We start from the raw sequence: 14,626 nt of genomic DNA, 5'->3' as shown, positions 1-14,626 counted from the left end.
CGTCCCGCGCCTCAAGCGGCGGCCGCCTGCACCGCCGGTACAGATCGAGCCCGCCATGACAGAGGTGCCGAAGAGCGACCGCGTTGCCAAGGAACGCCAGAAGCCCCTGTTCCGCGAACTGCCCGACAGCAAGCTGCCGCAGGTGGACCTGCTCGATGCCGCGCAGGGGCGCCAGGAAACCGTGTCGGCCGACACGCTGGAAATGACTTCGCGCCTGATCGAAAAGAAGCTGAAGGACTTCGGCGTGGAGGTCCGCGTGGTGCTTGCCTCGCCCGGCCCCGTCATCACGCGCTACGAGATCGAGCCGGCCACCGGCGTGAAGGGCTCGCAGATCGTCAACCTGGCGAAGGACTTGGCGCGCTCGCTGTCGCTGGTCTCCATCCGCGTGGTCGAGACCATCCCTGGCAAGAACTACATGGCGCTCGAGCTGCCCAACGCCAAGCGCCAGTCGATCCGCCTCAGCGAGATCCTCGGCTCGCAGGTCTACAACGAGGGCAAGTCGATGCTCACGATGGGCCTTGGCAAGGACATCATCGGCAACCCGGTCGTCGCCGACCTGGCGAAGATGCCGCATGTGCTGGTTGCCGGCACCACCGGCTCCGGCAAGTCCGTAGGCATCAACGCGATGATCCTGAGCCTGCTCTACAAGGCCGAGGCGCGCGATGTTCGCCTGCTCATGATCGACCCGAAGATGCTGGAAATGTCGGTCTACGAGGGCATCCCGCACCTGCTCGCGCCGGTGGTCACCGACATGCGCCAGGCGGCGCACGGCCTCAACTGGTGCGTGGCCGAGATGGAGCGCCGCTACAAGCTGATGAGCAAGCTGGGCGTGCGCAATCTTGCAGGCTACAACACCAAGATCGACGAGGCGAAGGCGCGCGAGGAGTTCATCTACAACCCCTTCAGCCTGACTCCGGACGATCCCGAGCCGCTCAAGCGCGAGCCCCACATCGTGGTCGTCATCGACGAGCTCGCCGACCTGATGATGGTGGTCGGCAAGAAGATCGAGGAGCTGATCGCCCGCCTCGCGCAAAAGGCGCGCGCCGCCGGCATCCACCTGATCCTCGCCACGCAGCGGCCCAGCGTGGACGTGATCACCGGCCTGATCAAGGCCAACATTCCCACCCGCATCGCCTTCCAGGTCTCGAGCAAGATCGACTCGCGCACCATCCTCGACCAGATGGGCGCCGAAGCCTTGCTGGGCATGGGCGACATGCTCTATATGCCGAGCGGCACCGGCTTGCCGGTGCGCGTGCACGGCGCCTTCGTGAGCGACGACGAGGTACACCGTGTCGTCGCCTACCTCAAGTCCCAAGGGGAACCGGACTACATCGAAGGGGTGCTCGAAGGCGGAACCGTCGACGGAGATGGCGATCTACTCGGTGAAGGCGGTGGCGAAGGCGGCGAGAAGGACCCGATGTACGACCAGGCGGTCGAGATCGTGCTCAAGAACCGCAAGGCCAGCATCTCGCTGGTGCAGCGCCACCTCAAGATCGGCTACAACCGCGCTGCGCGGCTGGTCGAGGACATGGAACACGCCGGCCTGGTGAGCGCCATGAGCGGCAGCGGCCAGCGCGAGATCCTGGTGCCGGCGCGTGCCGAATGACGGAAGTACAGGGATGCTGTTGAAGAAGATACTGCTTGTCACCTTTTGCATGATGGCCGCCGGCGGCGCATGGGCCGGCGGCATGGAAAGCCTCGAAGCCTTCGTCAAGAACGCGAAATCCGGCCGCGCCGATTTCAGCCAGACGGTCACCGCGCCTCCGAAAGAGGGCCAGCCCTCGCGCGCCAAGGTGTCGAGCGGCACCTTCGAATTCCAGCGGCCCGGCAAGTTCAAGTTCGATTACAAGAAGCCTTTTGCGCAAAGCATCGTGGCCGACGGCGAGACGCTCTGGCTCTATGACGCCGACCTGAACCAGGTCACGCAGCGCAAGCAATCGCAGGCGCTGGGCTCGACCCCGGCGGCGCTGATCGCTTCGGCGCCCGACCTGCGTGCCCTTCAAGCCGATTTCACGCTTGAGGGCACCCCCGAACGCGACGGCCTCCAATGGGTCAAGGCCACTCCCAAGAACAAGGATGGCCAGCTGCAGAACGTGCAGATCGGCTTCCAGGGCGACGCCCTGGCCTCGCTCGAGATTCTCGACAGCTTTGGCCAGCGGTCGGTGCTGAAGTTCAGCAAGGTCGAGGTGAATCCACTGCTGCCCGCGAGCACGTTCCAGTTCAAGGCGCCGGCCGGGGCCGACGTGATTCGGCAATAGCCCGCGGGCGACGCCTCCGCCGCCATTCCGAAGCGTTGCGCGACGCTTGCGCGACACTACGGCTTCCATGGCTCCGACCTCTCATCAACCCCTGGCCGAGCGCCTGCGCCCCAAGACCCTGGGCGAGGTCATCGGCCAGCAGCACTTGCTCGGCCCGGGCATGCCGTTGCGCATCGCCTTCGAATCGGGCCAGCCACATTCCTGCATCCTGTGGGGCCCGCCCGGCACCGGCAAGACCACCATCGCGCGGCTGATGGCCGATGCCTTCGATGCGCAGTTCCTCAGCATCAGCGCGGTGCTCGGCGGCGTGAAGGACATTCGCGACGCGGTCGAGCGCGCGACCGCCGCGCGCGACGGCCTGGAGCAGCGCCGAACCATCGTCTTCGTCGACGAGGTGCACCGCTTCAACAAAAGCCAGCAGGACGCCTTCCTGCCCCACGTGGAGTCCGGCCTGTTCACCTTCATTGGCGCCACCACCGAGAATCCGTCCTTCGAGGTCAACTCGGCGCTGCTGTCGCGCGCAGCGGTGTACGTGCTGAAGTCGCTCACCGAAGAGGACCTGCGCCAGATCGTCGTCCGGGCACAGGACATCCATGCCGTGCCTGCCATCGAGCCGAAGGCGGTGGAGCGGCTCGTGGCGTACGCGGACGGCGATGCACGCCGGCTGCTCAACACGCTCGAAACCCTCTCCGTTGCCGCCGCTGCCGAGAAGCGAGACGACATCGGCGACGACTGGCTGTTGCGCGTGCTGGGCGAGCGCATGCGCCGCTACGACAAGGGCGGCGAGCAGTTCTACGACACCATTTCCGCGCTGCACAAGTCGGTGCGCGGCAGCGACCCCGATGCTGCGCTCTACTGGTTCGTGCGCATGCTCGATGGCGGCGCCGACCCGCGCTACATGGCACGCCGGCTGGTGCGCATGGCGAGCGAGGACATCGGTCTGGCCGATCCGCGTGCGCTGCGACTGGCGCTCGACGCGGCCGAGGTCTACGAGCGCCTGGGCTCGCCCGAAGGGGAACTGGCGCTTGCCGAGTGCGTGGTGTACCTCGCGATCGCGCCCAAGTCGAATGCTGTCTACCAAGCCTACAACGAGGTCCGCGCCTTCATCCAGCAGGACGGCACGCGCCCCGTGCCCCTGCACCTGCGCAACGCGCCGACGCGGCTCATGAAGCAGCTCGACTACGGCAAGGGCTATCGCTACGCACACGACGAGGAAGGCGGCTTCGCGGCCGGGGAGCGCTACCTGCCCGAAGGCATGGAGCCTCGGGAGCCCTTCTACCGGCCGGTGGAGCGCGGGCTCGAGATTCGCATCTCCGAGAAATTGCGAGATTTGCGCAAGCGCAACGAAGACGCGAGCCGCTGATACGCGGTGTATCGCCCCTGATACGGGCTTGCGCTCTGGCGTGCCATGAATGCTCCGCGCCAGCGGGAAAACCCCCGTCGCTGCGCGCAAAAATGGCGATCCGAGGTGACTACAATCCCGCCCACAAACCCGCCGTCGATACATGCTGGCGGGTTTTTTGCTAAGCGAAACCAGGGCGCCCAACCGGCACACCTGGTACGTCGGGCGCCAACCAAGGGCGTCTCATTACAAAAAGGGAATTCTTTATGGATATCTTGCTGCAGCAGATCATCAACGGTCTGGTCCTCGGCAGCATGTACGCCTTGATAGCCTTGGGCTACACCATGGTGTACGGCATCATCAACCTCATCAACTTCGCGCACGGCGAAGTCCTCATGGTCGGAGCGCTGACCAGCTGGACCATCATCGGCTGGATGCAGACTGCGATGCCAGGCACCCCCGGCTGGATCATCCTGATCCTTGCACTCATCATTGCCTGCGTGGTCGCCGCCACGCTCAACTTCACGATCGAGAAGGTGGCCTACCGGCCGCTGCGCAACAGCCCCAAGCTCGCGCCGCTGATCACCGCCATCGGCATGTCGATCCTGCTGCAGACCCTGGCGATGATCATCTGGAAGCCCACCAACAAGGCCTACCCCAACCTACTGTCCACGACGCCGATCCACGTCGGCGGCGCCGTGATCTCGCCGACGCAGGTCATGATCCTCAGCGTCACAGCCTTCTGCCTGGTGGTGCTGATGTGGCTGGTCAACTACACCAAGCTCGGTCGGGCGATGCGCGCCACCGCCGAGAATCCGCGCGTCGCGGCACTGATGGGCATCCGGCCCGACATGGTGATCTCGGCCACCTTCATCATCGGTGCGGTGCTTGCAGCTGTGGCCGGGGTGATGTACGCCTCCAACTACGGCATCGCTCAGCATGCGATGGGTTTCATTCCCGGATTGAAGGCTTTCACCGCGGCGGTGTTCGGCGGTATCGGCAACCTCGCCGGTGCAGTGGTCGGTGGCATTCTTCTGGGGCTGATCGAGGCGATCGGCTCGGGCTACATCGGCGCGCTCACCGGCGACGTGCTGGGCAGCCATTACAGCGACATCTTCGCTTTCATCGTGCTGATCATCATGCTCACGCTGCGGCCCTCTGGCCTGCTTGGCGAGCGGGTGGCGGACCGGGCCTGAGGGAGAACGCGCCATGAAAGACACGAAGAAAATCGTCTACATCGGGATCGCGGCCATCTTCCTGCTGGCGCTGCCGCTGTTGCTGCAGAGCCAGGGCAATGCCTGGGTCCGCATCGCCGACATCGCGCTGCTCTACGTGCTGCTGGCACTGGGACTGAACATCGTGGTCGGGTACGCCGGCCTGCTGGACCTGGGCTATGTGGCTTTCTTCGCGATCGGGGCCTACCTCTTCGCGCTGCTCGGCTCGCCGCACTTGACGGACACCTTCCCGGCGATGAAGGCCATGTTCCCGAACGGCCTGCACAGCTCGCTGCTGCTCGTGATCCCCGCGGCCTTCGGGCTTGCCGCCCTGTTCGGTGTGCTGCTCGGCGCGCCCACGCTGAAGCTGCGCGGCGACTACCTCGCGATCGTGACGCTGGGCTTCGGCGAGATCATCCGCGTGTTCCTCAACAACCTGGATCATCCCTTCAACCTCACGAACGGGCCTAAGGGCATTACCGCCATCGACCCGGTGCATTTCTGGGGCCTCAACCTGGGCAGGCCGCTCAAGCTCGGCGACTACACGATCTCCTCGGTCTCGCTGTACTACTACCTGTTCCTCGCGCTGGTTCTCATCACCATACTGATCTCGCACCGCCTGCAGCTCTCGCGCATCGGCCGCGCCTGGATGGCGATCCGCGAGGACGAGATCGCTGCCAAGGCCATGGGCATCAATACCCGCAACATGAAGCTGCTGGCGTTCGGCATGGGCGCCAGCTTCGGCGGCGTCTCGGGCGCCATGTTCGCGGCGTTCCAGGGCTTCGTCTCGCCCGAGTCCTTCAGCCTGATGGAGTCGGTGATGATCGTGGCGATGGTGGTGCTGGGCGGCATCGGCCACCTGCCAGGCGTGATCCTGGGCGCGGTGCTGCTGGCCGCTTTGCCCGAGGTGCTGCGCTACGTGGCGGGGCCGCTTCAGGCCATGACCGACGGACGCCTGGACGCCTCGATCCTGCGCCAGCTCTTCATTGCGCTGGCCATGATCGTCATCATGCTGGTACGCCCGCGCGGCCTCTGGCCCTCGCCGGAACACGGCAAGTCGCTGCAGCGCAAGGGCGTCGCGCCCGCGCCGGCATCCGGCATGCCCGCCGCCGCGCCGGGCGTCGAGACGCCCGCCGACGAGCTTCCCGGTGCTGCCTCGCGACCCATGTCCATCAATCCGTGAACGAGGGGAGCACCAGCATGACTGACATCGTCCTCCACGTCCGCGGCATCTCCAAGCGCTTTGGCGGCCTGCAGGCACTGTCCGACGTGGGCATCAAGATCACGCGCGGCCAGGTCTACGGGCTGATCGGCCCCAATGGCGCCGGCAAGACCACCTTCTTCAACGTCATTACCGGCCTGTACACGCCCGACAGCGGCAGCTTCGAGCTGGGCGGCAAGCCCTACCAGCCCACCGCCGTGCACGAAGTCGCCAAGGCCGGCATTGCGCGCACCTTCCAGAACATCCGCCTGTTCTCGGAAATGACCGCGCTTGAAAACGTGATGGTCGGCCGCCACGTGCGCACGCACTCGGGCGTGCTGGGCGCGATGTTCCGCACCGGCCGTTTCAAGGCCGAGGAGGAGGCGATCGCCACGCGCGCGCACGAACTGCTCGACTACGTGGGCATCGGCAAGTACGCCGACTACAAGGCGCGTACGCTGAGCTACGGCGACCAGCGCCGGCTCGAGATCGCTCGTGCGCTCGCCACTGACCCGCAGCTGATCGCGCTCGACGAGCCCGCAGCTGGCATGAACGCCACCGAGAAGGTGCTGCTGCGCGAGTTGATCGACCGCATCCGCAAGGACGATCGCACCATCCTGCTGATCGAACACGACGTGAAGCTGGTGATGGGCCTGTGCGACCGCGTGACGGTGCTCGACTACGGCAAGCAAATCGCCGAAGGCACGCCGGCGGAGGTTCAGAGAAACGAGAAGGTGATCGAGGCCTACCTCGGCACGGGAGGACATTGAAATGGCACAAACGCTTTTGAAAGTGAGCGGCCTGAAGGTCGCCTACGGCGGCATCCAGGCGGTGAAGGGCATCGATTTCGAGGTGCGAGAGGGCGAGCTGGTCTCGCTGATAGGCTCCAACGGCGCGGGCAAGACCACCACCATGAAGGCCATTACCGGAACCTTGCCCTTCGTCGCCGGCAGCATCGAGTTCCTCGGCAAGAGCATCAAGGGCCGCGGCGCCTGGGACCTGGTGGGCGAAGGCCTGGTGATGGTGCCCGAGGGGCGCGGCGTGTTCACGCGCATGACCATCACCGAAAACCTGCAGATCGGCGCCTACATCCGCAAGGACAAGGCCGAGATCGCCAAGGACATCGATCGCGTGTTCGCCACCTTCCCGCGTTTGAAGGAGCGCGCCACGCAGCTGGCCGGCACCATGTCGGGCGGCGAGCAGCAGATGCTCGCGATGGGCCGCGCGCTGATGGCACGCCCCAAGGTGCTGCTGCTCGACGAGCCCTCGATGGGCCTGTCGCCGATCATGGTCGACAAGATCTTCGAGGTGGTTAAACAGGTTTATGACCAGGGCGTCACCGTGCTGCTGGTGGAGCAGAACGCCAGCCGCGCACTGCAGCTGGCCGATCGCGGCTACGTGATGGAGTCGGGGCTGATCACCATGAGCGGGGACGCCAAGGTGATGCTCAGCGACCCGAAGGTGCGAGCGGCGTATCTGGGGGAGTAGTAGCTCTCCCCAGCCTGCGGATCAATCGACCTTTGCGCCGGTGGCCTTGACCACCTTCTCGTATTTTGCGAGCTCGCTTTTCATGAACGCGCCGAACTGATCCGGCGTGTTCGCGACCGGCTCGGCCAGCAGCGAGGCGAAGCGGGTCCTGGTCTCGGGCGCGTTGAGCGCCGCGACAAAGGCACGGTTAAGTTTGTCCAGCACGGGCGCCGGCGTGCCTGCCGGCGCCACCAGGCCCCACCAGGTGTCGATGGCGAAGCCCTTGAGCGTGCTGGCGACGGTCGGCACCTCCGGCAGTGCGTTGCTGCGCTCGGCGGTGGTCACCGCGATCGCCTTCAGCTTGCCCGAGCGGATGTTCGGCGCGGCGGTCGCGAGGTTGTCGAAGTTGAAGTCGACCTGGCCCGAAAGCAGCGCGAGCTGAGCCGGGTTGCCGCCGTTGTACGGGATGTGCACGGCAAAGATGCCGGCTTCCTTCTTGAACATCTCGCCCGCCAGGTGGCCGGCGCTGCCGTTGCCGCCGCTGCCGTAGTTGAGCTTGCCGGGGTTGGCCTTGGCGTAGGCGATCAGGTCGCGCAGGTCGTTGACTTTCAGGCGCTGCGCGGTTTCCGCGTTCATCACCAGCACGTTCGGCACCCGCACCATCTGGGTGATGGGCGCGAAGGCGGTGGCGGCGTCGAAGGGCATCTTGCTGTAGAGCCAGGGATTGACAGCGTTGGTTGCAGTGGCCGCGATGCCGATCGTGAGCCCGTCGGGTGCGGCCTTTGCCACCGCGTCGGCGCCGATGTTGCCGCCAGCGCCCGGCTTGTTGTCGATGATGACCGGGCCCAGGGTGTCCTTCACACGCTCGGCTAGCACGCGGGCCGTGACGTCGATCGGGCCGCCGGCGGCGTAGGGGACGACCAGGCGGATCGGATGTTGCGCCGACTGGGCGGAGGCGTGGGTGGTGGCGAGGAGGGCCGTGGAGGCGAGGAGGGTGAGGAGGAAGTCTCTGGTTTTCATGGGCCCGATTGTGCGTGGACGCGAGGCGGCGAGGACTCGGTGTTAGTCCCTCTCCCGCTCAGGGCAGCGCTTTGTCCGCCTCCGTCGTGAACGCATCCGCGAAGAACTCGTCTTCCGGGAGCCCTCGCTGCGCCACGTAGTCCCGTTTCGCGGAATCGACCACGATGGGCGCGCCGCAGGCGTACACCTGGTGGGCGGACAGGTCGGCGAAGTCGTCCATCACCGCCCGATGCACGAAGCCGGTCCGTCCGTGCCAGTCATCGTCCGGCACCGCGTTCGAGACCACAGGCACATAGCGCAGGTTCGGCATCGCCTCCAGCGCCGAGCTGACCCAGTCGTCCATGTACAGGTCTACGGGCCGCCTCCCACCCCAGTACAGCACGGCCGGCCGATCGATGGCCTTGAACTTCATGTGCTCCAGCAGCGCCTTGATCGGCGCGAAGCCGGTGCCCGAGGCCAGCAGGATCATCGGCTTGTCGGAATCCTCACGCAGGAAGAAGCTGCCGTACGGCCCCTCGATGCGCAGGATTTCCTTTTCCTTCATGGCGCCGAACACGTGGTCCGTGAACTTGCCCCCTGGCAGGTGCCGGATATGCAACTCGATGCCGGTGCCCGGTTCGCCCAGCGTGTGCGGCGCGTTCGCCATCGAATAGCTGCGCCGCGTGCCGTCGCGCAGGATGAACTCGATGTACTGGCCCGCATGGAACTGCAGCGGTTCGCCCGCCGGCAGTTGGAGCCGCAGCATCACCACGTCGTGGGACTTCTTCACGATGGACTGCACGCGCACCGGCATCTTGCGGATCGGGAAGGCATTGGCGTCGGTGACCTGGCGAGATTCCAGCACCACGTCGCTGCGCGCTGTCGCGCAGCAGGTCAGCAGGTAGCCTGCCGCCTCTTCTTCCGCGCTCAGCGCCTTGCTTTGATGCATGCGCAGCGTGATCTCGCCCGAGAGCTTCTTGCACTTGCAGGAACCGCACGCCCCGTCCTTGCAGCCATAGGGCAGGCCAATGCCTTGACGGATACCAGCCGCAAGAATGGTTTCGTCGGCCTGGGCGGTGAAGTGCCGTCCACTCGGCTCGACAGTGATGTGAAAGCCCGCCTCGTCCGGCGCTGCGCTCGTCATGGGTATTCTTCGACTCTCGTTCAGCAGAAAGGGAACCGATTTTGCCCGCATTCAACAGCCCGTTCGGCAGCAGGCCTACCCGCTTCCGCCGTGAGCGCGTGCTCGTGGTCGGCTGCGGCGACGTCGGCCTGCGGGCGGCACGCGTCCTGCGCGGTCGCGTGCGCCTGATCGCGCTGACCTCCTCGCCCGACCGGGTGGCCGCGCTGCGGGAGGCCGGCCTTACGCCCATCGTGGCCGATCTCGACCGGCCCGCCACCTTGCGCCGCCTCTCGGGCCTGGCCACGCGCGTGCTGCATCTCGCGCCACCAGCGCGCGCGGAAGGCGCGCGCTGGTGGCGCGACGACCGCACCGCCGCGCTCGTGCACGCACTGCGCCTGCGCACGCCACCAGCCGCGCTCGTCTACGGCTCGACCAGCGGCGTCTACGGCGACTGCGGCGGCGCGCGCATCGACGAGACGCGCACCGTGCGGCCCGGCACCCCCCGCGCGCACCGCCGCGTCGATGCCGAGCGCGTCGTACGCTGGCTGGGCCGCACTGGCGTCGCTACGCGCATCCTGCGCATTCCCGGCATCTATGCGCCGGATCGCGAAGGTGGCACGCCGCGCGAGCGGCTGCACAAGCGCACACCGGTGCTGCGCACCGAGGACGATGTCTACACCAATCACATCCACGCCGACGACCTGGCACGCGCCTGCGTCACGGCGCTGTGGCGCGGCGGCCCGCAGCGCGTGTTCCATGTGAGCGACGACAGCGAGCTGAAGATCGGCGACTACATTGACTTCGCGGCCGACCTCTACGGCCTGCCGCGCCCGCCTCGAATTGCGCGCGAGGAAGCCCAGGCGAAGCTCCCTTTGTCGCAGATGAGCTTCATGAACGAGTCGCGCCGGCTGAACAACAAGCGGCTGAAGCGGGAGCTGCGCGTACGCTTGCGGTATCCGACCGTTGCCACAGGCCTGCTGCCGTAGCTGGTTCAAGAAGCCTTCTGCACCGGCTGACCCGAGGTCGGCTGGCGCGTGGCCCCGGCTTACTTGGGCCGCGGCTATGCAAGCGAAGCGGCGCGCGCGGCGCTTGCCTTCGGTTTCGAGAGGGCCGGACTCGATGAGCTCGTCGCCTTCACCGTACCGGCCAACACACGCTCGCGCGCCGTCATGCAGCGGCTCGGCATGACGCAGTCACCGGCAGATGACTTCGATCATCCCCTGGTGCCCGCGGGCCATCCCCTGCTGCGGCATGTGCTCTACAGGCTATCGAGAGGAGCATGGCTGGCCTCTATGGCGCAGGCACGCAGCTGAAAAAGAACGGGCCGTGTGAGGCCCGTCCTCGTTTTGCTTTTATTCGTCCTGGGCTCAGAGGCCGGCTTGACGCGTGAACGACACCTTCGGCTTCTTGTACGCAGCGGGGACTTCGTCGCGATAGAAGGCGCGGCGATCGAGACTCGCGAACGGATCGTGAGCCTTGGCAACGGCTTCCGCACGCACTTGAGCGCGGTCGGCGGTGGAGTTGAAGGTCTGCACGCCGGCACTGGTGCCGTCAGCATAGACGTTGCCGGCGCGCGCGGCGGCAACCGCTTGCGTGGCGACTTCGCTGCGGGTGGCCGAGGAAGTCAGGGGGTGCACGCCTTCGTAGGTTTCCGCTTGCGCCCCGGCGACGGCCAGGAGGGAAAGAGCGGCAGTGGCGATGAGTTTCGAGGCTTTCATTTCTGGTCCTTCAGACGGGTTGTCCATGGAAATTAGTGTGGGACAAACAGCCCTCGAAAAGACGTCACGCTTTGAACCGCGGTGTTCGCAGCCTGGAAACAATCGGGGCGCCGCCCCGCTATGCGCATGACGATGCGACCGGGCCGCGCCGGTGCCGTCGCGCAGGCAGCACGGCTCGCGTTCTCGATCTTTCAGCGAAGGCCGGTCAGGAGTGCCGGCGACGGCCAGATCAGTCTTGGCGCAGCGGGCAGAAGGGACGTCCTTCGACGGCCGCCCAGATGCAGGCGCGTATGCACGCGATCACGAGGCGCGCATCCTGCTCCCGCGGAACAGTCCTGATGACGATGAGCATGGCTTCTTCTCCCTGAAGGCGATGTGTGTCCCTTTCAGGCCGCCCAATGCGAATAGTGGAGCACAACATAGCCGAGCGAATGCCAGAAGCAGGCTTCGGCGTGGCTGCGGGTAAGGATGCGAGAGCCGTGCAGTCCGAGGCATTCGTAGCCGCGGCCATCGCCCGCCGAGTCCAGGATGATCTTGTCCATGACGTGCCTCCAATGTTGCATGTTTTAGGCACAAGCGGTGCCGGAAGCCAGCGGCTGGCGGCGCGGCGACTCGTCGGTTCGACGGCGCAGCGCGTGTCCGTCGCATCCGGCTAGCGGGCGTCGGCCTTGACTGACAAGGCGGCGAGGCCCTCGACAACTGGGTCGCTGCGATGCAAGCTTGCGGCAGGAGGCACCCATCCCATGCTGAATTTGAAAGATCCCACTCTCCTGCGCCAGCAGGTTTTTCTCGCGGGCGAATGGATCGACGCAGACACGCGCGAAACCATTCCCGTATCCAACCCGGCCACAGGCGAGCAGATCGGCACCGTGCCGTCGTGCGGTGCGGAAGAAACGCAACGCGCCATCGCCGCGGCCGAGTCCGCACAGCGCGACTGGGCGCGGCGGCCGGCCAAGGAGCGCACCGCGATCCTGCGCAAGCTCAACGACCTGATGCTCGCCAACCAGGACGACCTGGCGCTCATCATGACAGCCGAGCAAGGCAAACCGCTTGCCGAGAGCAAGGGCGAGATCGCCTATGCGGCTTCGTTCATCGACTGGTTCGCCGACGAGGCGCGACGCGTCTACGGCGACACCATTCCCGCGCCCTCAGCCGACCGCCGCATCCTCGCGCTCAAGCAGCCCATCGGCGTGACAGCCGCGATCACGCCCTGGAACTTTCCGACCGCGATGCTCACGCGCAAGGCGGGGCCAGCATTGGCCGCGGGCTGCGCGATGGTGGTCAAGCCTGCCACGCAGACCCCGTTCTCGGCGCTGGCCTTTGCAGAACTCGCCGAGCGCGCGGGGCTGCCGAAGGGCCTGCTGTCGGTGCTGACTGGCTCGGCCTCGAAGATCGGCGGCGAGATGACGCGCAACCCCACGGTGCGCAAGCTCACCTTCACCGGGTCCACCGAAGTCGGGCGCATGCTGATGAAACAGTCGGCCGACACCATCAAGAAGCTCTCGCTCGAGCTCGGCGGGAACGCACCCTTCATCGTGTTCGACGATGCCGACATCGATGCCGCAGTCGAGGGCGCGATGGTCTCGAAGTACCGCAACACCGGCCAGACCTGCGTGTGCGCCAACCGCATCTACGTCCAGAAGGGCGTCCTGGCCGACTTCACCGACAAGCTGGTGGCCAAGGTGCGCGCGCTGAAGGTGGGCAACGGCGTGGAGCCGGGCGTCACCCAGGGGCCGCTGATCGACGACAAGGCGGTGGCGAAGATCGAGGAGCATGTGGCCGATGCACTGGTCAAGGGCGGCAAGGTCCTCACCGGCGGCAGGCGCCATGCGCTGGGCGGCCGCTTCTACGAGCCCACCGTGGTGGCGGGCGCAACCAGGGACATGCTGGTCGCGCACGAGGAGACCTTCGGCCCTTTGGCGCCCGTCTTCGCCTTCGACACCGAGGCCGAGGCCATCGCGCTGGCCAACGACACCGAGTTCGGGCTGGCGTCGTACTTCTACAGCCGGGACATCGGCCGCATCATGCGCGTCGCCGAGCAGCTCGAATCGGGCATTGTGGGAGTGAACACCGGCCTGATCTCCACCGCCGAGGCGCCCTTTGGTGGCGTCAAGCAGTCCGGATTGGGACGCGAGGGCTCCAAGTATGGATTGGACGAGTTTCTCGAGATCAAGTACGTCTGTCTGGCAGGGCTGGACAAATAGGCCGTCCGGCAAATGTGGCGGTGAAGGCGGAGTAAGACTTTTGGAGGATGGCGAGGCGCAGAGAATCGGTAAAACTGAGAACTAATTCATGACGACAGATCTACAAGAGCGCTGCACCTACAGCGCCGGACCGGCGACTGCAGCTACAAAGAGTTTCTGTTTGCTCGTGATGGAGGATCCCGATGTTCAGTTTTTTCCAACCCAACCGGAATGGCCATCTGCGGCGCGTCATGGCCCTGCTCGAGGAAGCCCACTTGGCGCGCATCGAGCACCAGGCGGCCGCCGAGCATCATGGTGCCTTGGCCCGCATGTATTCCGAGCGTGCGAAGCGACTGGAGCGCGAGCTCTACGGCTCGGCCCAGATTTCGATGGGGGATGCATCGGGCAAGGGCCAGGACGAGAAGGCCGTGCTGTACGCGCTGGATGCCAACCGACGGCTGGAGGCGCAGGCAAAGGCCTAGAGGAAGGGCGGAAGCCCAGCGGGCGCCGCATGCGCGCGCACGAGCCAAGAGACTCGCCGATCAGGGCGCCTCGGAGAACTAGGCGTTTCCCTTTGTAGGAATCTTGACCACGGCGCCCAGAAGTGCGCGACAATGCCGGGGCGTCGCTTTAGTTCGCTTTGGCTTCGCATTGGGTAATCGGTTCAGTTTCGCGCCACTGCGCATCCTTGCTTGTTGTGACTCTGGGACTCCATCGATTGTTTTTTTGTTTGATTAGGAGTCCTCAATGGGCAAGAAACTTTACGTAGGCAACCTCGCCTACTCCGTCCGCGACAACCATCTGGAACAGGCGTTCGCCGCCTATGGTTCCGTTGCCAGCGCCAAGGTCATGATGGAACGCGACAGCGGTCGCTCCAAGGGCTTCGGCTTCGTGGAAATGGGCACCGATTCGGAAGCGCTTGCAGCAATCGAAGGCCTGAATGGCCAGTCGCTCGAAGGCCGCGCTCTGACAGTCAACGAGGCCCGTCCGATGGAGCCCCGTTCGCCTGGCGGCTTCGGCGGCGGCGGTGGCCGTAGCGGTGGCGGCGGTTATGGTGGCGGCGGCGGTGGCGGCTACGGCGGCGGCGGTGGTGGCGGGAGCCGCAGCGGCGGCGGTGGCTA

General features: G+C 65.8%; 16 protein-coding genes and 1 pseudogene. 12 read left to right on the top strand and 5 right to left on the bottom strand.

Annotated elements, in window-relative coordinates; genetic code table 11:
* From APY03_RS26005 to APY03_RS25975, 7 genes are all read left to right on the top strand, one after another.
* A partial coding sequence (locus APY03_RS26005) for a DNA translocase FtsK (RefSeq protein WP_232324412.1) occupies window positions 1-1,606 on the top strand: 1,606 nt, incomplete at its 5' end.
* Window positions 1,607-1,619: 13 nt separating this feature from the next.
* Window positions 1,620-2,258: an outer membrane lipoprotein chaperone LolA gene (lolA, locus tag APY03_RS26000; RefSeq protein ID WP_068681429.1), complete on the top strand. Its 639-nt coding sequence runs from the start codon at window positions 1,620-1,622 to the stop codon at window positions 2,256-2,258.
* A 67-nt stretch (window positions 2,259-2,325) separates the two neighbouring features.
* Complete coding sequence (locus tag APY03_RS25995) at window positions 2,326-3,621, top strand: replication-associated recombination protein A (protein WP_068681427.1); 1,296 nt, start codon at window positions 2,326-2,328, stop codon at window positions 3,619-3,621.
* A 245-nt stretch (window positions 3,622-3,866) separates the two neighbouring features.
* The gene (locus tag APY03_RS25990; protein ID WP_068681425.1) at window positions 3,867-4,796 is read left to right on the top strand and encodes a branched-chain amino acid ABC transporter permease; all 930 of its coding nucleotides are present in this window, start codon (window positions 3,867-3,869) and stop codon (window positions 4,794-4,796) included.
* Window positions 4,797-4,809: 13 nt separating this feature from the next.
* Window positions 4,810-5,997 carry a branched-chain amino acid ABC transporter permease gene (locus APY03_RS25985; protein ID WP_068681423.1) on the top strand — a complete coding sequence of 396 codons (1,188 nt, stop codon included), beginning with the start codon at window positions 4,810-4,812 and terminating at the stop codon, window positions 5,995-5,997.
* Window positions 5,998-6,014: 17 nt separating this feature from the next.
* The gene (locus APY03_RS25980) at window positions 6,015-6,785 is read left to right on the top strand and encodes an ABC transporter ATP-binding protein (protein WP_068681421.1); all 771 of its coding nucleotides are present in this window, start codon (window positions 6,015-6,017) and stop codon (window positions 6,783-6,785) included.
* Window position 6,786: 1 nt separating this feature from the next.
* Window positions 6,787-7,503 carry an ABC transporter ATP-binding protein gene (locus tag APY03_RS25975; RefSeq protein ID WP_068681419.1) on the top strand — a complete coding sequence of 239 codons (717 nt, stop codon included), beginning with the start codon at window positions 6,787-6,789 and terminating at the stop codon, window positions 7,501-7,503.
* A 21-nt stretch (window positions 7,504-7,524) separates the two neighbouring features.
* On the opposite strand, the gene APY03_RS25970 is transcribed toward APY03_RS25975, so the two are convergent.
* Window positions 7,525-8,502 (bottom strand): Bug family tripartite tricarboxylate transporter substrate binding protein, encoded by a 978-nt coding sequence (locus APY03_RS25970; protein WP_068681417.1) that lies wholly within the window; start codon window positions 8,500-8,502, stop codon window positions 7,525-7,527.
* A gap of 58 nt (window positions 8,503-8,560) precedes the next feature.
* Window positions 8,561-9,625, bottom strand: a complete 1,065-nt coding sequence (locus APY03_RS25965; protein WP_068681415.1) for a CDP-6-deoxy-delta-3,4-glucoseen reductase — start codon at window positions 9,623-9,625, stop codon at window positions 8,561-8,563.
* Window positions 9,626-9,666: 41 nt separating this feature from the next.
* Here APY03_RS25965 and APY03_RS25960 point away from each other — a divergent pair, with 41 nt between their 5' ends.
* Both APY03_RS25960 and APY03_RS25955 read left to right on the top strand, forming a co-directional pair.
* Window positions 9,667-10,590, top strand: coding sequence for an SDR family oxidoreductase (locus APY03_RS25960; RefSeq protein ID WP_068681414.1), 924 nt, complete (start codon window positions 9,667-9,669; stop codon window positions 10,588-10,590).
* 42 nt (window positions 10,591-10,632) lie between these two features.
* A pseudogene (locus APY03_RS25955) lies at window positions 10,633-10,917 on the top strand (GNAT family N-acetyltransferase); the annotation flags it as partial.
* Window positions 10,918-10,971: 54 nt separating this feature from the next.
* Here APY03_RS25955 and APY03_RS25950 read toward each other — a convergent pair.
* The 3 genes from APY03_RS25950 to APY03_RS41805 all read right to left on the bottom strand — a co-directional run bounded on the left by APY03_RS25950 (window position 10,972) and on the right by APY03_RS41805 (window position 11,864).
* The gene (locus APY03_RS25950) at window positions 10,972-11,322 is read right to left on the bottom strand and encodes an alpha/beta hydrolase (RefSeq protein ID WP_068681410.1); all 351 of its coding nucleotides are present in this window, start codon (window positions 11,320-11,322) and stop codon (window positions 10,972-10,974) included.
* 229 nt (window positions 11,323-11,551) lie between these two features.
* Complete coding sequence (locus APY03_RS45395) at window positions 11,552-11,674, bottom strand: hypothetical protein (protein ID WP_269475628.1); 123 nt, start codon at window positions 11,672-11,674, stop codon at window positions 11,552-11,554.
* 34 nt (window positions 11,675-11,708) lie between these two features.
* The gene (locus APY03_RS41805) at window positions 11,709-11,864 is read right to left on the bottom strand and encodes a hypothetical protein (RefSeq protein ID WP_157103462.1); all 156 of its coding nucleotides are present in this window, start codon (window positions 11,862-11,864) and stop codon (window positions 11,709-11,711) included.
* Between the two features lie 201 nt (window positions 11,865-12,065).
* Between APY03_RS41805 and APY03_RS25945 the strand changes: the two genes are divergently transcribed.
* The 3 genes from APY03_RS25945 to APY03_RS25935 all read left to right on the top strand — a co-directional run.
* Window positions 12,066-13,526, top strand: a complete 1,461-nt coding sequence (locus APY03_RS25945; protein WP_068681408.1) for an NAD-dependent succinate-semialdehyde dehydrogenase — start codon at window positions 12,066-12,068, stop codon at window positions 13,524-13,526.
* 182 nt (window positions 13,527-13,708) lie between these two features.
* Entirely contained in the window at window positions 13,709-13,987 is a 279-nt protein-coding gene (locus APY03_RS25940) for a hypothetical protein (RefSeq protein WP_068681406.1), read from the top strand.
* A 265-nt stretch (window positions 13,988-14,252) separates the two neighbouring features.
* Window positions 14,253-14,626: RNA recognition motif domain-containing protein (locus APY03_RS25935; RefSeq protein ID WP_068681503.1), on the top strand; the 374-nt coding region annotated here is incomplete at its 3' end.

The organism is Variovorax sp. WDL1, from assembly GCF_001541225.1.
In the GTDB taxonomy this organism is placed as follows: domain Bacteria; phylum Pseudomonadota; class Gammaproteobacteria; order Burkholderiales; family Burkholderiaceae_C; genus Variovorax.
This window is presented reverse-complemented; position numbering and strand designations above follow the sequence as displayed.